The sequence below is a fragment of the Paenibacillus sp. SEL3 genome (assembly GCF_054602585.1).
The window spans coordinates 2,701,604-2,722,616 of the sequence record NZ_CM137725.1 but is presented as its reverse complement, the minus strand read 5'-3'; the positions used below and the strand labels follow the sequence as shown (position 1 = coordinate 2,722,616).

Sequence of the window (21,013 nt, the reverse complement as noted above, 5' to 3'; positions counted from 1 at the left end):
GCCTGTGGAGGTTAAAGACACCTTAATGTTGATGATTCAATTCGCAACGTTGGTGATTCTGATTCTTTCCTTCCATAAAAAGAAATAGACCGCCCGTGGTAGGAACCGGTCTATTTCGAATACCGTGAACTTGCAGCCACCGCCCTTAAAAGCGGCTGTTGCCAAAGAGTGAGGATGTTGACGCATCTTCACTCTTTTTTAGAATATACATCTTATTCCCATTTTAACACTTGAAAAAGACCTTTTCAATGTGCCTAAGAGCGAAAAGGTGAATAAAGATGCGCGAAAGGAGAGGGCGAGCATGAGCATTTTTACAGGACTACAGCGTCCGCAATTCCAGGCTTACTATGATGAGGCTTTTCTAATAGAGCATCGTTTTGAAAATGGTATGGGCTTTCCGCCTTCTTATATAGATTATGTCAAAACTCTTGGTTACGGGCGACTATGCGGCTTATGGAACATTCATATTCCTCTTGGCGATCACCCGGATTCATGGCTTCATCGTTATCATGATTGGCGGGCTTGGTTTGATGATTTGCTGGAATCAGAAGAGGTTTTACAAGAAGCGGCGCTGGAGCCAGATGGTTTTCCGGAGCTTTTGGAGCATGCGGTCCCTTTCGCTTCCAGTGAAGAGGATGACTTGCTGATCTGGGATATTCAATCGCCTGATGAACGGGGGGAATTCCCAATCTATGCTTTGAATCTGCGCACATCGGGCAATTTTCGGTATGCAGCCTTGGATTTGTATAGCCTCGTCGAAGCGTTGGTGGATGAAGAGCGCGTGAAGTCGGTATTGGGGACAGAGCGTACATCATTCCCATATACGTTTGAACCCTTTTAACAGGTCAAATAACCACCTTGGCATTCAAACTTCAAGGTGGTTATTTGTGCTGCTATTCTTCCTAGCGGTCATCATATTGGGCTAAATATTGCTGTACCAACTCATATCCAGCCACGCCCATTACCGTATATTGATTATATTCTTCCAGTTCCAGATTGCGTATATATTCATCCCCACAGTATAGATGGCCCGCGCAATTAAAATATTTTAGCTGCTGTTGTTCCTCGGAAAGAGGGCGATGATCGATAATGGGCCATACTCCTTTCGTCAGATTTTGGGTGGCGGTGAATATAACTTCAAATCGGCCGCGATAATTTGTAAACGGAAGATATGTCGTTTCACCTCCGTACGCTTGATTCTGGCCTATGGATAGAACCCCGAAGGAGAACGCTTTTTTGAATCTACCATACAGTGCGCAGATCACCTGACATACCGCAAATCGGCCGTCATGCAGGGGGATAACAAAAATATCGCCTTCCCGATGCTTGATTCTTTTGAACACCATCGTCAGGCCAGTTCTTCCTGAATGATCTCTGTTTTTAGACCTTTAGCGCTGGTAATCGTAATGCTAATCGCATCATAGCCATTCCGCTTCGCATCTTCAAAATCGCATCGTTCGCCATTGATCAGCTCTAGCTGCCCATTCTCATCTACATCGTCTGCAAACTCGTCATCCCAATCCACATTATAAAAGGCAGTTACGCTTACCTCGAAAGTATCTTCACCATCTTCGTCCAGATAGGGCAGCAGGGGAGAACGATTGTTCTGTTGTTCCTTGGTATACACTTCGCATAGCAGAGCATCGTAACCATGGCGGGTTCCATCAAAGATCACGATCTGTTCACCTGTGACTGCATCTTCTGCAATAATGAGTTGGGGTGCAAATTCAGTACCAGTGATCAGCTCGTCCATAAGTTCTCCGTAATAAAAAATGTGGAATTTCGTATGTCCTGCCTGTGAACGAAGCGTACCTGTCCACTCCTGCTCGACCCATGCCTCGGGGGTTTCGGGTACAACCCAACCCTCCAAATAAGCCGGTCCCTGCTTAGCATTATGTATTTCTGTCATCAGTAGGCCTTCCTTTCTGCTCGTTGAGTCGTTCAATTACCTGATTAAAAAACGTTGTAAAGTCTGTTGCCACCAGATACAAATGTCCGCATTCGTCCTGCTCTGCAATATCATAGTTCAGTTTGTCATCATAAGCATGAAGATGTGTGCGGTCCCAGTAGTACACATACGGGGTGTATTCCTTACATGTCAGAACGTAAAAATTGTCGCCCGCATCTGCACCAATCAACAAAGCGCTCTCGACATGATTGATTTCATCCAGAAATTCATCATTAATCGCTAGAAGGTCATGATTTTTGTTGGATACCTCATATCCGAAAAAACAAGTCAAATCAATGTCTCCGTTATCCACTCGATCGAAGGGCACATTGCAATAAAAAGGGGCGGCTACATAAAATCCGTTATATTGTGAAAGAAAACGTTTATAGCCAGCGGGCAATATACGCTGTATCTGTTCCTCCAATGCTGCGATCTGGGCAGGCAAAAGCCCTGATTCAATTGCGAATGACATCAACAACCAGCCTCCTTGATCCTAGTAAACCATAGATCTCTTTGTTGGAAATGAAACAACGCAGCGGTACATCGTATGTGAATCATGTCATCGATAGGGTAACGATTTTGTTGTCCTCATCCACATCTACCTTCACATTCACTCCCAGCTTATCCTTAAACAGCTTACTGATATTGATATAGTCATCCTTAACCGGACGGCTTGAATTACCAGTTGTGCGAGTCATCCCAGCGGTGATGATGGAACGGACGTATGTTTTATCGAGCTTGGCTTCGGGATTATAGGTATAAATCATCCGTTCCTGCTGATTATAAAAATGGGTTAATTCCGTGTAGTCGTTAGCATTCTCATACTGCTTTTCCTCACGCACATACTCAGGGTGGTCCATGGTGTAGTGGATTCCCCCATCCAGAAAAGGATTTTCTTTGGAGGGCTTGAGTTCATACTGTCCATAAGCTAGTTGAAACAGATACTCCATGCCTGAGCCCTTTGCCTGATAGTAGAGCTGACGATGGTCCCCTTTTTTATCTATTGCGGTATAGCTACTGATTAAAGGCCAGGCATCATATTTTTTACCCTTTACCTCAAGGGCAAGCTTGTAATGTACAAGCACCTTCTCGTTTTGGAATAATCCAAAGCTGCTCATAATAAAATACGCAGGCACACATATAATTCCGATAATCAATATGAATATAAATATTCTTACACGCATAAGTAGAGTGATTCTCCTTTGGTTGTCGATTATGTGGAAAGCTCCCGTTTGGCAGATGCACCGAATTCTTCATGCTCAACTAATTGTTTCAGAGCATGTTGTGCGAAAGGCATGCTTTTATGTGCGCGAAGCAGTGCAAAAGCAGCCTCCTTGACTAAGATATATGTATCACTACGGATCAACTCTCATGTCTGTAGCTCGATAAAGCTTCTTCCGGTCCGCCACCCTCCAGCAGCACCATAACCGCATAGGAGATCGTATCAATCCAATCGTCGAGGGTATTGATCTGCTCTATGGTTAGCAGGTTGTTTCGCTGCAGCATACCATCAGGATGCAACGCCCATGCCCGTGTATATTGGCAAATCCCCCACAGTGCGGCAATCAACTCTCGTTCTATGGATGGTTTCTCCAACTCATCTGCCAGAACTTCAATGATAGTCATGAGTTCATGAAAATTGTCCTCGATCAGTTCGCCTTGGAAGGGGCGAAGCATCCCTAAAAATCCGCTTCGCATTTTGGGATGCTCCAGATCATCATGGATAAAAGAATGACAGCGCAACAGGTCACGGGCTTCTTGTTTATTCATGAAGTTCCGTAATCTCTGCACGGATGCCTCTGCACAGAAAGCTGCCTGACAGCCCTGACAAGGCATCGATGTCAACGACCATATCAGCCTCTTCATAACGGAAGTCAAGTTGCAAAATGATATTTTCTGTTTCTACAGGGCTTAATACATGCTCTTTAGTTTCCAGAAATGTAAAAGTCACTGCATAGCGTGGGACGTCTTTTGCTGGAGCTTCAGGGATTACAGGTGCCTCAGTTGAAGGCTCCAGATCCGGTGATTTAGGGACAAGCACGCTAGCGTAGGATAGCTCAATCGTCAGCGTAATCTGGTCTTTCGTCATATTAGCAGCTGTAATTCGGTCATAATGAAAGGGAGGGAAATAGCCAAGCTTTTCGACAATGCTGTCTGCACCTTGAATAGAAACGGTTGGAGAGAAAGCCAGTTCCAGTCCGATGGACCCTGTCAGTTGGTCTTCATATTCTGGATTGATACGGATAAGGACCTGTTCCGACTCTACCTTCAAAATCGTACCTATAAAATACTGTTTGCCATGGATCAGAACAATATCATGCGGAACGAACGGCAACGCTCCGCCGGCTTGATAATGAATGAGATATTCGTTCTCTTTTTTTTCAACCTTTTGAACTTGAATTTGCATAAATTGCAGCCTCCTGGGGTTAATAGTATGACGAATTGTTTAAGTGTGTGGGAAAGGGAACGGAGTCCACGATTGAAAAACATACTTCATATCCGGGGTATCCTGTTCGAGCATAAATGGAAGAATATCCATAATGGCGCGTGCTTTACTGCCAGCATAAAAGTTGCGCGAGCTATGTAACAGTTTGTTTGCCTTTATTAACTGGCTGAGCTGCAGCATAACGTCTTCCACGCTTGTTCGGTCAATACGTTCATAAACGTCCTGACGGATCGAAACAAGCATCCCGCAATTGTTGGGAGATTGACCCATAGGGCCATTGGACAAAAGAATGTACACTTCCGGCGTCGTCCCTTTGTTATAGGACGATTTGATACTAGGCGCCTCTATAACCAGCATCAGCGGAATCAATTCATCATTGGTTACAATACGAAGCAACTCCTGCTTGTCCCAGCGGATCTTACCGTGTTTGGCTTTCTTGGATAGATAGACACACGGGTATTGCGGATTCCTGATATATTCAGGAGCGTTTCAAAACAATCGAACAGGTTAGTAAAGCACTCTTCAGCAAACAAAGTGTGCTTCTCCGACAAGGAACCGGCCATTATAAAATTATAATGCAAGTTGTTAACCACAAGCATCCATCCTTTATTCATGAATTACCAATTCTTATACCATAATATATGACATGAAGATCGAATTCACCTTTTATATAGGCTGTGGTCCTGTTCATTAAAATCGTTTGGAAACCAGTTCAACTTCGCGTATACTAGGAAAGTCATACATGGAACGGTCCTGAGCCGCATTGCGGCCGTATGTTGGTTACATGAACAGATTCAACGATAACGGATATGCTCCCTTCCTGAAAAGGGGAGAATGAGAACCGATACAAAAATGGGAATTCTGAACTATGGAACGATAGATGTCATATGGCACATGAACCTATTTTACGTGACACATATTGAATACAGATAAGGGAAGTGAATACAACTTGAATAATTTTACAGCATTAGGTGTGGAGCAACATTGGGTAGAAGCCTTGAAAGAGCAGGGCATCTCAGCGCCAACACCTGTACAGCAGGAGTCCATTCCACTGTTGATGGAAGGTCAGGATGTGATTGCCGAGGCACATACGGGGACAGGGAAGACGCTTGCGTTTTTACTGCCGATTTTACAAAAGCTGAATTTGGACAAGCGGCACCCGCAGGCGCTTGTGATTGCACCTACGCGTGAATTGGCACTCCAGATTACAGAGGAAGCTAAATGCTTGGCTGCTGCGGAGCCGAGTTTATCTCTACTAGCTGTTTACGGAGGACAGGACGTGGAGCGTCAGCTTCGTAAACTGAAAGGTGGCGCACAACTGATTATTGGGACACCTGGGCGACTGCTGGATCACCTGAGACGTGGCACGCTGGATCTAGGCGGCATTAAAATGCTGGTCCTGGATGAAGCCGATCAAATGTTACACATGGGCTTTTTGAACGATGTGGAGACGATTCTTCAGGAAGTTCCTTACCGGAGACAGACGATGCTGTTCTCCGCTACGATGCCAGCCGGTATTCGCAAACTGGCTCGTGTATATATGAACGAACCTGTAGATGTCAAAGTGAAATCCGCTTCTTCCGTTCCGGTGAGCCAAATCCGTCAGGTCGTTGTGCAAACAACAGACCGTGGTAAGCAACAGGCATTGGTGGATATGCTGAATACGGATCGTCCGTACTTGGCTGTTATTTTCTGCCGTACGAAGCGCCGGGCTGCCAAACTGAACGAAGAGCTGCAAGAAATGGGCTTTCAGAGCGGTGAGCTTCACGGGGATTTGTCCCAGAACAAGCGGGAGCAAGTGATGAAGGCGTTTCGTGAAGCGAAACTCCAATTGCTCGTAGCGACTGATGTAGCTGCACGCGGCCTGGATGTAGAAGGCGTCACGCATGTCTTCAACTACGACATGCCGCAGGATGCCGAAAGCTACATCCACCGCATCGGGCGTACCGGCCGTGCCGGAGGCACAGGCGTGGCGGTGACGCTCGCTACGCCAAGGGATATTCCAGAGCTTCGGAACATCCAGAAAGTTGCTGGTGTCACGTTCACCAGCAGTGAGGGCGGCGGACAGCGTAGACCTGCTTCCGATACGGCTGATCGGCAGGGTCGAGAACGCCGTTCGGGCAGAAACGACCGCCGTTCCTACGGCGGCAACGACTCCGGCGGTGGACGCCGGGGCAGCGGCCGCGAACAGGCGGGCCGTCGTGACAGTGCAGGCGGCGAACGTCGCTCTAGCCGCGGCAGTAACGAGCGCAGCGGATATGACCGCAGCAGCGGCGGTTCCGCACGCGGAGGCCAAGGTCGCTCGGCGGGACAAAGCAGCGAGCGTGGCGGGTATGACCGCAGTAGCGGCGGTTCTGCACGTGGAGGCCAAGGCCGCTCGGCGGGACAAAGCAGCGAGCGCGGCGGGTATGACCGCAGCAGCGGCGGTTCCGCACGTGGAGGCCAAGGCCGCTCGGCGGGACAAAGCAGCGAGCGCGGCGGGTATGACCGCAGCAGCGGCAGTTCCGCACGCGGAGGCCAAGGCCGCTCGGCGGGACAAAGCAGCGAGCGCGGCGGGTATGACCGCAGCAGCGGCAGTTCCGCACGCGGAGGCCAAGGTGGCCGCGGTGGACAAGCCAAAGGCGGCCCGCGTGGTGGTCAAGGACAAGGAGGCCGTCGCGGACGGTCCAGATAGATAAAATAGGAGTATTCTCATAGAATGCTCCACTATGGTTATCATAATAGCCCCGGGGAGGCTCATCTTCCGGGGCTATTGTAATCTTCATCCATACCGCTGAAAGAGCAGCGCCATAAGATGACATGAGCAGCGGAGCTACCTTGAAATAAACGATTAGCGTTTAGGATACATTTTTCAAAAGATAAATTTGGAGGGGTTATACATCATGCAGGAACAGGATATGGGCAAGCGCGCCATGGTCTCAGCATGGATCAGCCTGATTAGCAACATCCTATTAACCGGCATTAAGATTATTACAGGACTTATGTTCAACAGCAAGGTGCTGGTAGCCGATGGTGTGCATAATGCTGGGGACGTGATTGCCTCTGCAACGGCACTGGGGGCGATGCGCATATCTAGCCAGCCGCCGGATGAGGACCATCCTTATGGTCACGGCAAGGCAGAAGTGATCGGTGCAAGCGTGGTGGCGGTCATATTGTTTGGAGCGGGTATATTTATCGGCTATCATTCGATTGCAGCACTGTTCGAACCGATGCCACAGGAGCATATACTGGCATTGGTGGCCGCCATTATTTCCTTGCTCTGGAAACAGTGGCTGTATATCTACACGATTCGTATCGGGAGAGCGGCCAATAGTCAGGGTCTTATTGCAACGGCAAAAGATCATCTCGCTGATGTGTACGCCTCTGGGGCTGCTGTACTGGGTATCGGCTTGGGGCTGATTGGGGAGCACTGGGGCATTTCAATCTTATCTTACGGTGACCCTATTGCGGGATTCGTAGTGGCATTGCTAGTTCTGAAATTGGCCTGGGAAATGGGCCGTGAATCCATAGATGTGCTTATGGAAAAGGCGATTGCAACGGAGGAAATTGAGAGCTACGCCGCAGCCGCACTGAGTGTAGCCGAGGTTCAACGTATTGACCGTATCCGTGCCCGTGAGCACGGCCATTATATTATCGTGGATATCCGCGCTTCAGTGGATGCCTCTTTGACGATTCAGCAGGGACACGATATTATTCGACTGATTAAGGGGGCTGTCATGAAGCGGGAACCGCGGGTTTATGAGGTGCTTGTCCATTTGAATCCATGGTATGCGGACGACCACTAGAACAGACGGCGCGAATTGACAGATAACTTGCAGGAAGGGTATGCTTTTAAAAGCCGAACGATGATGAATAAAAGCGAGGTTACCCGAAAATATGCGAAAATTTTTAAAATGGTTAGGCATTTCTGTGACTGCGGCGGTTCTTTTAGTGGGCGGATATTATACGTATTCTATATATCATTTTACGAATCAAATTTCAGTTGCTTCCGGACAGGATTCGAAATTTAAACCGCAGGCACAAACTCAAACCAATGTACAACCTGTAGAGGTATCGCTCCCACCGGAATGGGATGGGACAGAAAGAGTGAATATTCTGCTGCTAGGCGGCGACTCCCGTGGAGAGGATTCAGGGCGTTCTGACTCCGTTATGGTTGCTTCTATTGATCCGGTTACGAAAAAGGCTACACTGATGTCGATTCTTCGTGATACGTACGTCAATATCCCAGGTCATGGGCAAAGTCGATTGAATGCTGCCTTTTCCTACGGGGGACCGGATTTGACCAGACAGACCGTGAGCGACCTGCTGGGCATACCGATTCAATATTATGTATATACTGATTTCAATGGTTTTATTGCGCTGGTTGATTCTGTGGGTGGTATTGACCTGGATGTCGAAAAAGATATGCATTATACCTCCAAGGCAGATAAACACCAGTTTGATATTGATTTGAAAAAGGGAATGCAGCACATGGACGGTAAAACAGCCTTGCAATATGTACGCTTCCGTCATGATGCGACTTCCGATTTTACGCGTACGGAGCGGCAACGCAAATTCATTACCGAGCTTGGCGGTAAAATTCAGTCAACCTCATCTCTAATCAAACTGCCGAGTATTTTAAATAGCATTTCTCCTTATATTGAAACGAACCTGAGTACTACGGAAATGCTGCAATTGGCTTCATTGGGCTTTAATATCGATGCAACAACAGTAGCGAAGCAGCAAATCCCGCCGAATGAATTGGTGCGCGGGGAAACCATTAAGGGTGCGCAGGTATTGGGTGTAGACGAAAGAAAGCTCAAGCGCTTCATACAGAATCTTTTTGAACAGGAGAACAAACCTGTGACCACGACGGTGGATGCTGCAACCACGATAAATGATACTCCATAACCCTCGAAAGCAAGCGAAGTTCGTACGATGACGTACAACTTTGTTTGCTTTTGTGTTTATTTGGGTATAACCTTGTATATTTTGTTCCAAAAATATATCGTATCTATGAAGAACATATACTCATTTGTGTAAAGAGAAGGGGAATGTGGTGTGGAAATAACTCCGGCATGGAAAGACCGATTCAAGAAGTTTTTTCTGAACAACAAGTTTGTGTTATTTCTGCTGGTACTGCTGCTGATCGGCTTGAATATCTTGGTGCTTACCAAAATTTCATACATATTCACACCTGTCATGGTGCTGTTAAAAACGATTATTCTCCCTGTCATTTTATCCGGCGTGTTGTACTATCTGTTCAATCCGTTGGTTGATGTACTAGAGCGCAATAAGGTGAAACGAATATACTCCATTATTGTACTGTTTTTGCTGATTATAGGGGTTATTGCGATTGTGGTTACATCGGTGGTGCCTGTAATCCGCGATCAAATACAGGGGCTTATCCAGAATTTCCCTACCTATAGCGAGCAAGTACAACGACAATTCGAGAAACTGATCGGCAGCGATTTTGTAAACCAGTTCCAGAACACCATTCAAATTAATCCATCTGAGCTGGCCTCCAAAGCTTCTGAAAAGTTATCTAGCTTTATTAATAATGCATGGACGGGCGTGGGCAGCTTCTTGGGCGTGGTGACAGAAACGGTACTTGCGATTGCCACGGTTCCATTTATTCTGTTCTACTTGCTAAAAGATGGACACAAGCTGCCACAGTTTATCCTGAAAATGCTTCCGCCTATGTTTCGTAAAGAAACAGACCGCATTATGACCGAGATGAATCATCAGGTCAGTTCCTATATTCGTGGGCAGATTATTGTCAGCTTCTGTATTGGGGCGCTGTTGTATATTGGTTATCTAATCATTGGATTGGACTACTCTCTGACGCTTGCAGTCATTGCGTCCTTTACGAGCGTTGTCCCCTACTTAGGTCCCGTCATTGCCATTACACCTGCGTTAATTGTGGCCTTGGTCACCTCACCGATTATGCTGCTCAAGATGGTTATCGTGTGGACAGTCGTACAGCTCATAGAGGGTAAATTTATTTCTCCACAAATTATGGGTAAATCTCTTCGAGTACATCCAATCACGATTATCTTTGTTATTCTGACGGCAGGCAATTTGTTTGGTGTGGTGGGAATCGTACTGGCGGTTCCGGGGTATGCTGTCTTGAAAGTAATCGTTACACATCTGTATAGTTTCTTTAAAAAGCGTTCACATCTCTATGAGGCGGATAAAGGGAACGCAAGTCTTTACGAAAAATAAAATTTTCCACTATAAAATTGATAGGGGCACCTCTTGGGTAACTGTGGCTACGCATGCTATAATTAATGCCTATCCTTATTCCCAAATAGAAAGGTCAGACTTTTATGATAAAACTCAGCATTCTTGACCAATCTCCGGTATCGGAAGGCATGACGCATGCGCAGGCATTACAAAAGACCACTGAGCTTGCTATAGAGGCGGAACGCTTGGGTTATCATCGCTTTTGGGTATCAGAGCATCATTCTGCAGCAAATCTCGCTGGGTCCAGCCCGGAGGTACTGATTTCACATCTGGCCGCCCGTACTCGGGCCATTCGAGTGGGGTCGGGTGGGGTGATGCTGCCTCATTACAGCGCTTATAAAGTAGCGGAAAACTTTCGTGTGTTGGAGGGATTGTATCCGGGACGCATTGATTTGGGTCTGGGACGGGCGCCTGGAGGAATGCCCATTGCTACCAGAGCCCTGCAAGAAGGCAAAATGCGAGGTGGTGTAGATCTATACCCTGAGCAGTTGGATGACCTGTTAGCTTATTTACATGACAGCACAGGCAATAATCACCGTTTCGGTTCGCTACAGGCGATGCCGCTCATAGAAACTGTACCGGAAATGTGGTTGCTCGGCTCCAGTGGTGATAGCGCAGGTCTGGCAGCCGAGCGTGGCGTGGGCTTTGCGTTTGCGCAGTTCATTAATGGTGAAGGCGGCACAGGGGCTATGAAGGAATACCAGGAAAGCTTCCAGCCTTCCCAGCATAGTGACGAACCACGTTCGCTTGTTGCCGTATTTGCGATCTGTGCGGATACCGAAGAGGAGGCCAATCGCTTGGCTTCCAGCATGGACTTGTCTCTTGTACTATTAGAGCAGGGAATGCGCTCCGCTGGAACACCTTCCGTGGAAAAGGCACTGGCGTATCCGTATACGCCGTTTGACCGGATGCGGATACGTGAGAATCGCAAACGTATGGTGGTCGGTTCGCCCGAACAGGTGAAGCGTCAGATTGAGCAATTAAGTAAGGACTATAATGCACAGGAGATCATGGTTGCGAGCATTATTCATGACTTTGATGCCAAAATGAAATCTATACGTCTCATGGCCGAAGCACTTGGACTGTGTTCTGTACAGTCATAATGCAATTCGCCGGATTTGAAAGATCACAGCTTCGAGGAGCTGTGATCTTTTTTTGAATTTTTTGAGGAAATATTGGATGATATGCACTGTATGATATAGGAAATAAACCAGTTAACACTTGATAATGATTATCAATATCTTTATTATATAAAGATAGAATGAAGTTTTGATGAAAGTCGTGCGTTAAGCCCGTGACTATATATATTGGATAAGGGAAAGGGATGATTCCACATGTTTCGTCTGAAAACGGCAAATCTGGATATTGCTTATGAAGATCGATTGATTGTAGAAGATCTGAACGTAGAAATACCGCAAGGGAAAATCACAGCCTTGGTGGGCGCAAATGGTTCTGGCAAGTCCACTATTCTGAAGACGATGGCTCGCATCATGAATCCTAAGGGCGGCAGTGTTCTGCTTGACGGTAAATCCATTCATAAGCAATCCACCCGGGAAGTAGCTAAGCAGCTGGCTATTTTGCCGCAAAATCCGACTGCACCGGAAGGATTAACCGTGACGGAACTGGTATCTTACGGACGTTTTCCTTATCAAAAAGGTTTTGGTTCCATGAAAGCGGAAGATCGCAAAATGGTAGAGTGGGCCATTCAAGTAACGGGAATGAGCGAGTTCCACGATCGTCCGATTGATCAGCTTTCTGGCGGTCAGCGTCAGCGTGCCTGGATTGCTATGGCACTTGCGCAGGATACGGATATTTTGTTTCTGGATGAGCCGACGACATTTTTAGATATGGCGCATCAACTGGAAGTGCTGCATTTGCTGGAGTATCTAAATACTTCGGAGGAGCGCACCATTGTTATGGTCGTGCATGATTTGAACCATGCGGCCCGGTATGCTCAGCATATGATTGCAATCAAAAAAGGGAAAGCTGAGGCGGTAGGAACTCCAACTGAGGTTATGTCCCCTGATGTGCTGCGTGAAGTGTTCGGGATTGAGGCTGATATTGTAACAGATCCTCGTACAGGTGTACCGCTCTGTCTTCCGTATGCTTTGGCTGGACAGCCTGCGGTAAGCCAAGCCATAAAAGAAATGAATGTGGAAGATAAGCAACCTGTGGGTTCTGTTGCTGAGCGACGTGATGCTAGAGCACAAGTAGCGGCAAGAGGTTAAAGGGGATATACCATGAAATCACTGGATTACGATCAGCTTGAGCAACTAGCAAACATAGTGAGAGTCACGCCGGAGGATGCAGTATATTCCGGGCCAGTGGCCGAATGGCTTGAACCCGAGAAGCTCCGCTCTGTGATGGAGTATTACGGCGATCTTCTGCGTGCTGAAGACGTTTTAACCGCAGCCGTTTATTTTGTGAACCAGTTGCGTGGCCTCGTGTTTGCGCAGCATTTTATGGTATCCCTGTGTGAACGCCGTTGGGACCTGTCCGTTTCTAATCTCAGATTTCATATTTGTTATGAAGGTCAATATCCCTCTATTAGTCTTCAGGTCATCGACTTAACAGAGCTGGACAATACGTGGAACAATGGGGATCACCGTTCTTCCGAACAGGCCCAGCAAGTGTTACGAGACTTTTACAGTTTGCAGATGCGGCCCCTATTGGAAGCAATTGCTACAGTGGGGAGCGCATCTATCGGCCAAATGTGGGGACAGTTTCCGTTGGCATTGCTGTATTTTAAGGATAGAGTACAGCCATCGTTGACTGATCCTCAGGATGTGGAGCGCTTTGAACAAGATTATATGTATGTGACACGTGAACTTGAGGGAGAGATATTCGGGCGTAAAAGAAATCCGTTTACGGTTCGTCTCGTTGAATTGGACAATCCTTACCGCCCTGGTAAAAATACCTACATGAAACCGTCCTGTTGCCAATATTACAAGACAGGTGGAGGTCAGCGGTATTGTTATACTTGCCCCAAAATGTCCGCTTCCGAACGCGAAGAACGCAGACTCGAAGTGGTGGCATCACGGTAAAGTCTCTGTGGATGTTGGCATGTCCGTCACCTTTTGGTTAAAATAGGTTATGTAACCTAAACCAAGTGACACGAAGGAGGATGCTGTATGTCTGTCTATTCACATAATGCCGTAACATCAGCGAATCAGGAGGTTTCTCTGAATACTTACGCTGGTAAGGTGCTGGTTATTGCGAATACCGCCAGTAAATGCGGACTTACCCCGCAATATGGGGATTTGCAAAAGCTTTATGACGAATATAAGGATCGGGGATTAGTTGTATTAGGCTTTCCTTGCAACCAATTTGGCGGTCAGGAGCCGGGCAGCAGCGAGGAAGCGGCTGAATTTTGCCAACTGAATTACGGGGTTAATTTCCCCGTATTCGCCAAAGTGGACGTCAATGGACCGGATACAGCGCCTCTGTTTGAATATTTGAAAAAGCAACAGCCTGGAGAACAGGAAGATGGGACAATTCAGTGGAATTTTACGAAATTCATTGTGAATCGTGAAGGTGTACCTGTGGGTCGTTTTGAACCGAAGGAGTCACCAGAAGCGATGAAAGCAGCCATTGAGCAATTGCTATAGTAGCTTTGCCTTCATTCCAAAATATATGTTTAAAAAGGTCTGATTTCCGGCATGTCTCCGGGAAGCGGACCTTTTTTTGTTCTCTACATGTGCATTTGTCTAAGGGGGGAGTATCATGTAAAAGTCATGGGCATAATCAGGCCGCCTACAGGGGAAACTGAATGGAGCAAAAAAACATTTCAGCAAACAGTTGATCTCGTATATCCTTTCTTTTTTAAATGTGGACAAATTGTGAATATCACAAAAAGCTATTGTAATGTGAAAAATATCACACTATAATAAGCGCATGAAGTGAAATAAATCACAAACACTAACGAGCTGTTTACGTGAAACTATTCACAATTATTATACAGTTTATGCCCACACACCAAGGAGGAATTCAACATGAAAGTAGCAGTTATCGGATGTACACACGCAGGCACAGCAGCTATCGTTAACACAGCTAAATGTTATCCAGATGCAGAAATTACCGTTTACGAGCGTAATGATAATATTTCATTTTTATCTTGTGGTATTGCGCTGTACGTAGGTGGTGTCGTCAAAGATCCGCACGGCCTGTTTTATTCGTCTCCAGATCAACTGTCTGACTTGGGTGTAGTGACCAAGATGCTTCATGAGGTAACGAGTGTGAATACGGCTGGCAAGTCGCTGCATGCCCGTAATCTCCAAACAGGTGAGGAATTTACAGACACATTTGATAAACTAATTGTGACCACGGGATCATGGCCCATTATTCCAAAGCTGGAAGGCATTGAACTTGATCATATCTTGCTCTGTAAAAACTATAATCATTCCAATGATATCATTGAGAAAGCCCAGCACGTACAGAACATTACAGTCGTGGGAGCTGGATACATTGGTGTTGAATTGGTAGAAGCTTTCCAAATGAATGGTAAAAATGTAACGCTGATCGACAGTGCTGATCGTATATTGAATAAGTATTTGGACCATGAGTATACAGACCGGATTGAAAGTTCACTGAAGGAACATGGCATTAAGCTGGTACTTGGCGAGACGGTGAGTCGTTTTGAGGGTACGAACGGTAAGGTAAGTAAAGTCGTGACCTCTAAAGGAGAATATGAAACAGAGCTTGTTATTCTCTGCATCGGTTTCCGACCTCAAACGGATCTGCTCAAAGGTCAGGTAGATATGTTGCCTAACGGTGCGATCATTGTGGATAACTATATGCAAAGTAGTTGCCCGGACGTGTTTGCAGCAGGCGACAGTTGTGCAATTCGCTATAATCCGACCGGCAAAACGGCTTATATCCCTTTGGCAACCAACGCAGTTCGTATGGGTACGCTGGTGGCACGTAATCTGGTGCAACCAACCATTGCCTACATGGGAACCCAAGGAACTTCGGGTATCAAAATTTACGAAGACAATATCGCAGGAACAGGCATGACGGAAGCTGCGGCAACAGACGAAGGCATGACTGTAGAAGCTGTAACCATTGAGGACAGCTACCGACCTGAATTTATGCCAACCTCCGAAAAAGTGTTACTGAAAGTGGTATATGAGCAGGAGACGCGAAGAATTCTGGGTGCTCAAATTATGTCGAAGGTGGATTTGACGCAATCCATTAACACGCTATCCGTAGCCATTCAAAACCATATGACTATTGACCAGTTGGCCTTTGTCGATTTCTTCTTCCAGCCGCATTATAACAAGCCTTGGAATTTCTTGAACGCGGCAGGTTTACAAGCTTTGCCTACAATATCCGAACGGAACCCAGTTACTGTATAATTAGATTTGTCTGTGACATTGTTCATAAGTTTGTCAACAATCTGAGGCGTACGGATGAATCCTTATAGTACAATATAGAGTAGCATAAGGATCAGGGGGGAAGTAGCTTATGGGTTTGTTTTATATCCTTTTTCTTGTAGTCGTGGCGCTGATAGGCCTCGGTGGAGTTCTTTGGTTCTTAAGAGCAGTTGAAAAGGAAGAATACAATTAAATGTAAAGCGCGTAGTAGCGCAGTAGATGTAATAATACAGAAAAACAGTCCTTTTTTCAGGGGCTGTTTTTTTTATAGTTACGAAAGTGATTTTTTTCACAAACTTAATCACTGATTTTAAATAAAATATGAAAGAAGAATATTTTAGTGAATAGATATTAAAGGAGCGGGGATATATGGCGAGCTATAAACCGGGGCAAATTGCTGAAAAGACGGTGGAAACAGGAGTGGCCAAGGCGAACAACCCGTGGACTGTGGCGGTGGTACTGGGATTTTTGGCAGGTGCATTTATTGCACTCGGGTTTTTGCTGGATATACGTGTTATTGCAAGTGCGCCTAAAGAATGGGGAAGCATTGCCACCTTTATTGGAGCTGCGGTGTTCCCTATTGGTCTGGTATTAGTTTTGATCGCAGGCGGAGAATTGCTGACCGGCAATATGATGGCGGTCCCTTTGGCGAGATGGGCAGGACGAATTAAGACAGGAGTCATGCTTCGTAATTTGGCGATTATTACGCTCAGTAATTTTGCAGGTGCGTTATTCGTTGCATTTTTCTTTGGGCATGTGCTGGGTTTGACAGAAACGGGCCCTTATCTGGACAAAGTGGTGGATATGGCAGGACATAAGCTACACGAAAGCTTTTTGCAGTCTTTTATATCGGGTATAGGATGTAACTGGCTCGTAGCACTGGCTGTATGGTTGGCATATAGCACAGACTCCATTGGCGGCAAAATTATGGGGATTTGGTTCCCGACCATGGCCTTTGTGGCTATTGGATTTCAGCACGTTGTTGCCAATATGTTTCTCATTCCGGCGGCTATTTTTGCAGGCCACTTTTCATGGGCAGATTATGTTATGAACTTCATTCCGGTCTGGCTGGGGAATTTGGTAGGAGGTAGCCTGTTTGTGGCTGGAGCCTACTGGTTGGCCTATCTGAAAAAGCCTCAAGCCAGCGCACATCCAGTGAATGAATCTCCAACTACTTCTTCGGTTGCACATCCAATCCGTTGATTGATCCTACCTAATCATGGTACTTTAAACAGCAATGAACAAAGCAAATCCGCCATGACAGGCCCGGGGGAACGTAACCTGTCATGGCGGATTTTTTTGGGAGTGGTCCATGATTTGGCATGGAGGATGAGTGTGCGCTCGTCCATGATGCCTTGATCTTTTTTACCCTCAGTAAGATATGCTGAAACAGGATGTTGAAAAAAATTATGATTCTTAAAAAATCCGTTTTGCTCTATGCAGCAGACGGATTTTTTTAATATTTTGGAGAGCGGCTGTGTGGGAAAATCCTTCTCTTGCCATCGGCCAAAGCTGTGGATATGATAAGATCAGTGTAATTTTTGGAAACGGTAACGGAAAGGAGCATCAACACTATGGATCATCGCAATAGCGCGCCTCGTGAGGCCACGCTTCAACAAGACTTACAAGGGGGACAGCGGATGACGGAGCAGCAGGACGGTATTTTTCCGGCTGTATGCCCGTTAGATTGCCCGGATACGTGTGGGCTCCTGCTTCACAAGGAAAAAGGAAAGATAATCAAGGTGACTGGAAACCCAGATCATCCCATTACCAAAGGGGCTATTTGTAACAAAGTTCGCAATATGACGGAGCGGGTATATGATCCTGATCGGGTGCTCTATCCGTTGAAGCGTATAGGCCCCAAAGGAGAAGGGAAGTTTGAACGAATTAGCTGGGAGGAGGCGGTCAATACCATTACAGGTCGGTTCAAGGAGCTGATCCGTACGGACGGACCGGAATCTATTCTCCCCTACAGCTTTTATGGCAATATGGGCGTATTGAGTGTGGATGGAATGGATCGCCGATTTTTTAATGCGCTGGGTTCAAGCCAACTGGATCAGACGATTTGCAGCGTGGCTGGGAATGAAGGCTGGGCGTCCGTTATGGGTTTTAAGGGCGGCACCAGCCCGGAGGACACGGAGGATGCAGACCTCATTATTGTGTGGGGTGGTAATGTCATTAGCACCAACATGCATCAGGTCGTTTTGGCTGAGAAAGCACGTAAAAAAGGTGCTAAGGTGGTCGTTATTGACGTTCATCGTAACCGGACGGCGCAATGGGGGGATTGGTTCATTCCGTTATATCCGGGGACGGATACAGCGCTCGCGCTGGGTGTTATGAATGTACTGTTCGCTCAAGGACTGACGGACGACGAATTTTTACATCGCTACACAGTAGGTCATGAGGAACTGCGCGAGCATGTTAAGACCTATACACCAGAGCGGGTTTCGCGGATTACCGGCGTGCCGGAAGCGGATATTATCCGTTTGGCGGAAATGTACGGAACTGCGAGAGCAGCGTATATCAATATCGGTAATGGGCTTCAGCATCATGATAATGGCGGTATGAACGTACGTGCGGTTACATGCTTGCCTGCGCTCACTGGACAATGGCTGAAGCACGGCGGGGGAGCGTCACGCTCCAACGGCGCTTATGCCAAGATTAACAGCGCCCATCTGGAGCGTCCTGATCTGCGACAGAACCCGGATGCCCGGATGATTAACATGAACCGGATCGGAGAAGCGCTGCTACAGAAGGAACAGCCGATTAAGGCGTTATTCGTATATTGCAGTAATCCGGTAGTTGTAGCCCCCGATTCGGAACGGGTGACTAAAGGATTTGAACGAGAGGATTTGTTCACAGTCGTTCATGACCTATTCCTAACCGATACGGCCCGCTATGCAGATATTGTGCTGCCTGCCGCGTCTTCTTTTGAAGGAACAGATCTATACAAATCGTACTGGCACCACTATATCCAAATGCAGCAGCCCGTCATTGATCCGCTTGGGGAAAGCAAAAGCAATTATGAGCTGTTTAGCCTGCTCGGACGGGCAATGGGCTTTGATGAAGCTGCCTTTACGGAAAGTGAAGAGGAGATGATCGCAGGCGCGCTTGATAATCCAACGAACCCTTATCTCAACGGTGTGACCTTGGAATCCTTAAAGAAGTCACCTTTTGTAAAGCTTGATATGACGCCAAAGGCCACTTATTTGGATCGTTTAACCACGCCTTCAGGCAAGATTGAGCTATATTCGGAAAAAATGAAACAAGCAGGTCTGCCCGCGATGCCTTCTTATGTGCCGCTGATTGAAGGGTACGACGGAGAGCACCGACCGCAAGCGGACGAGCGGTATCCATTAATGTTTATTTCACCGCCAAACCATAATTTTCTGAATTCTACTTTCGCTAACTTGCCCAAGCATCAGCGACTGGAGCGGGAGCCTTTGCTACAAATTCACCCGGAGGATGCTCAGACAAGAGGCATCGCGGACGGGGAGCCGGTTACCGTATGGAATGATCGGGGGACGTATGAGCTGAAAGCCAAAGTCACCGATCTGATGCTGCCCGGTACAGTGATTAGTCAGGGATTATGGTGGGAAGGCAAAGGACGCAGACAGCGTGTCAATGTGTTAACCTCTGATCGGCTGTCGGATATGGGACAGGGGGCTACTTTCTTCTCAACGGTGGTGAATGTGAAGCGCCAATGAGATTATGCCTTTTATGGCGTCAGATGCAAAAGGAGAAACAAAAGATATGAAATGGTTGGAGTCTTATCCGAAAGAAGTGAAAGTGTTTCTCATTGCTAGCCTGATTAATTCTGCTGGAAGTTCCCTGATGTGGCCGTTGGTTAGCATGTATGTGTTTGACGAGCTAAACCGTAGTATGGGAGATGCAGGAATTGCGATTTTAGTGCAGTCTCTGGGCGGAATTTTTGGTCAAGTGCTGGGCGGAGCCCTCTATCACCGTATTGGAGCCAAGAAACTGATTGTTGGCTCGCTCGCGATGAACGCGCTGGGACTTCTCGCGCTTCCATTTACCAGCGGTCATTGGGTAGCGTTTGTCATCATGATGGGCTTTATCGGCTTTTTTAATGTCGTATCTGTACCTGCGATTCAGGCGTTTGTAGGTTTTCGTTTCGCTGACCGTCGTGGAGAGCTGTTTAATATTATTTATGTCGCTAACAATATTGGGGTGGCAGTGGGTACGGGATTGAGTGGCGTTCTGGCGGACCTTTCCTATCAGCTCAGCTTTGTGATGAATGGAGTGACTTCTGCGGTATTTGCCGGATTCTTCTGGTCTTATCTAAGTAGGGTGGATCGGGAAGAGGGGGAAGTACAGCTCAGCAAGTCTGTGAAGAAAAGAGAGGAAATCCCAGCTCGTTTGCTGTTTCGTGATACCAGATTGTATCTCTTTGTGGGGTTAGGCTCACTTTTTTTATGGTTCGGCAATTCGATCTGGAATACAGGAGTGTCTCCCCATATTATTGAGCAGGGCTTGCCTAAAACGATGTATGGGTTACTATGGACACTGAATGGTATCCTTATTTTTGCCGCACAACCCATTATTTTTTGGATAAAACGACTGTACGCTCATCACGCTTCAGCGCACATGACATGGGCCGGAGGATTTTATTTGGCGGCTTATATTGTCATGCTGGGCACACAGAACTATACTGGAATGATATTCGCTATGGTTCTGGCGACCCTGGGAGAAATGCTGATTGCACCTGCGGTTCCAGCATTCCTGTCTGATCATGGAGGTCGGGGTGCACCCTTTTACATTGGGCTTGTGGGGGGCATTGGCGCAGCCGGACGGGTAATGGGGCCTTATATTATGGGGAAGTTGTATGATGGCGGTGGGTTACCGCCTACACTTTGGCTTGCATCAGGCGTAGCGGTGTTGTCGATCCTGTTTTTCGTCCTGCACAGCTGGTTGAACCGTTTCCGGCATCATTCGGATACTTTGAATACTATGACGTCCAAGGCGGATGTTCCCAGTTCTTAAGTCCTAATAAAAATGCAG

At 46.9% G+C, this 21,013-nt stretch carries 21 protein-coding genes; 14 read left to right on the top strand and 7 right to left on the bottom strand.

The genetic code is table 11. From position 1 onward, the window contains the following. Window positions 1-25: 25 nt before the first annotated feature. Both ACYCS5_RS12595 and ACYCS5_RS12590 read left to right on the top strand, forming a co-directional pair. Complete coding sequence (locus ACYCS5_RS12595) at window positions 26-88, top strand: hypothetical protein (RefSeq protein ID WP_459702486.1); 63 nt, start codon at window positions 26-28, stop codon at window positions 86-88. Between the two features lie 213 nt (window positions 89-301). Further along, complete coding sequence (locus tag ACYCS5_RS12590) at window positions 302-841, top strand: HAD family hydrolase (RefSeq protein ID WP_459761145.1); 540 nt, start codon at window positions 302-304, stop codon at window positions 839-841. A gap of 61 nt (window positions 842-902) precedes the next feature. Here the strand turns inward: ACYCS5_RS12590 and ACYCS5_RS12585 are convergent, their stop codons facing one another. From ACYCS5_RS12585 to ACYCS5_RS12555, 7 genes are all read right to left on the bottom strand, one after another. After that, the gene (locus tag ACYCS5_RS12585) at window positions 903-1,346 is read right to left on the bottom strand and encodes an immunity 26/phosphotriesterase HocA family protein (protein ID WP_459761144.1); all 444 of its coding nucleotides are present in this window, start codon (window positions 1,344-1,346) and stop codon (window positions 903-905) included. A gap of 2 nt (window positions 1,347-1,348) precedes the next feature. Continuing rightward, window positions 1,349-1,909: a hypothetical protein gene (locus tag ACYCS5_RS12580; protein ID WP_459761143.1), complete on the bottom strand. Its 561-nt coding sequence runs from the start codon at window positions 1,907-1,909 to the stop codon at window positions 1,349-1,351. Then, the gene (locus tag ACYCS5_RS12575; protein WP_029518557.1) at window positions 1,893-2,420 is read right to left on the bottom strand and encodes an SMI1/KNR4 family protein; all 528 of its coding nucleotides are present in this window, start codon (window positions 2,418-2,420) and stop codon (window positions 1,893-1,895) included. Before ACYCS5_RS12575 ends, ACYCS5_RS12580 begins: the two co-directional genes overlap by 17 nt. Before the next feature lie 82 nt (window positions 2,421-2,502). Then, entirely contained in the window at window positions 2,503-3,132 is a 630-nt protein-coding gene (locus tag ACYCS5_RS12570) for a hypothetical protein (protein ID WP_459761142.1), read from the bottom strand. A 178-nt stretch (window positions 3,133-3,310) separates the two neighbouring features. After that, window positions 3,311-3,718, bottom strand: a complete 408-nt coding sequence (locus ACYCS5_RS12565) for a hypothetical protein (RefSeq protein WP_459761141.1) — start codon at window positions 3,716-3,718, stop codon at window positions 3,311-3,313. Continuing rightward, window positions 3,711-4,355, bottom strand: a complete 645-nt coding sequence (locus ACYCS5_RS12560) for an immunity 50 family protein (RefSeq protein ID WP_459761140.1) — start codon at window positions 4,353-4,355, stop codon at window positions 3,711-3,713. The genes ACYCS5_RS12565 and ACYCS5_RS12560 overlap by 8 nt, the downstream gene beginning before the upstream one ends. Window positions 4,356-4,394: 39 nt before the next feature. Next, window positions 4,395-4,790: a hypothetical protein gene (locus ACYCS5_RS12555; protein ID WP_459761139.1), complete on the bottom strand. Its 396-nt coding sequence runs from the start codon at window positions 4,788-4,790 to the stop codon at window positions 4,395-4,397. A 553-nt stretch (window positions 4,791-5,343) separates the two neighbouring features. On the opposite strand from ACYCS5_RS12555, the gene ACYCS5_RS12550 reads away from it, so the two are divergent. The 12 genes from ACYCS5_RS12550 (at window position 5,344) to ACYCS5_RS12495 (ending at window position 20,995) form a co-directional block, all read left to right on the top strand. After that, window positions 5,344-7,068 (top strand): DEAD/DEAH box helicase, encoded by a 1,725-nt coding sequence (locus ACYCS5_RS12550; protein WP_459761138.1) that lies wholly within the window; start codon window positions 5,344-5,346, stop codon window positions 7,066-7,068. 208 nt (window positions 7,069-7,276) lie between these two features. Continuing rightward, window positions 7,277-8,179, top strand: coding sequence for a cation diffusion facilitator family transporter (locus ACYCS5_RS12545; protein ID WP_029518550.1), 903 nt, complete (start codon window positions 7,277-7,279; stop codon window positions 8,177-8,179). A gap of 91 nt (window positions 8,180-8,270) precedes the next feature. Continuing rightward, window positions 8,271-9,284 (top strand): LCP family protein, encoded by a 1,014-nt coding sequence (locus ACYCS5_RS12540; protein WP_013312376.1) that lies wholly within the window; start codon window positions 8,271-8,273, stop codon window positions 9,282-9,284. A gap of 150 nt (window positions 9,285-9,434) precedes the next feature. Beyond that, the gene (locus ACYCS5_RS12535; RefSeq protein ID WP_459761137.1) at window positions 9,435-10,598 is read left to right on the top strand and encodes an AI-2E family transporter; all 1,164 of its coding nucleotides are present in this window, start codon (window positions 9,435-9,437) and stop codon (window positions 10,596-10,598) included. 104 nt (window positions 10,599-10,702) lie between these two features. Beyond that, window positions 10,703-11,722: an LLM class flavin-dependent oxidoreductase gene (locus ACYCS5_RS12530; protein WP_459761136.1), complete on the top strand. Its 1,020-nt coding sequence runs from the start codon at window positions 10,703-10,705 to the stop codon at window positions 11,720-11,722. A gap of 231 nt (window positions 11,723-11,953) precedes the next feature. Next, window positions 11,954-12,847: an ABC transporter ATP-binding protein gene (locus ACYCS5_RS12525; protein WP_029518547.1), complete on the top strand. Its 894-nt coding sequence runs from the start codon at window positions 11,954-11,956 to the stop codon at window positions 12,845-12,847. Window positions 12,848-12,859: 12 nt separating this feature from the next. Further along, the gene (locus tag ACYCS5_RS12520; protein ID WP_459761135.1) at window positions 12,860-13,663 is read left to right on the top strand and encodes a hypothetical protein; all 804 of its coding nucleotides are present in this window, start codon (window positions 12,860-12,862) and stop codon (window positions 13,661-13,663) included. An 87-nt stretch (window positions 13,664-13,750) separates the two neighbouring features. After that, entirely contained in the window at window positions 13,751-14,227 is a 477-nt protein-coding gene (locus tag ACYCS5_RS12515) for a glutathione peroxidase (RefSeq protein ID WP_459761134.1), read from the top strand. A 384-nt stretch (window positions 14,228-14,611) separates the two neighbouring features. Then, a complete protein-coding gene (locus ACYCS5_RS12510) occupies window positions 14,612-15,973 on the top strand; it encodes an FAD-dependent oxidoreductase (RefSeq protein WP_340957138.1) in 1,362 nt (453 codons plus the stop codon). Between the two features lie 387 nt (window positions 15,974-16,360). After that, complete coding sequence (locus ACYCS5_RS12505; protein ID WP_340886645.1) at window positions 16,361-17,194, top strand: formate/nitrite transporter family protein; 834 nt, start codon at window positions 16,361-16,363, stop codon at window positions 17,192-17,194. Between the two features lie 371 nt (window positions 17,195-17,565). Continuing rightward, window positions 17,566-19,698, top strand: a complete 2,133-nt coding sequence (locus tag ACYCS5_RS12500) for a molybdopterin-containing oxidoreductase family protein (protein WP_069010033.1) — start codon at window positions 17,566-17,568, stop codon at window positions 19,696-19,698. A gap of 46 nt (window positions 19,699-19,744) precedes the next feature. Then, entirely contained in the window at window positions 19,745-20,995 is a 1,251-nt protein-coding gene (locus ACYCS5_RS12495; protein ID WP_459761133.1) for an MFS transporter, read from the top strand. Window positions 20,996-21,013 lie beyond the last annotated feature (18 nt).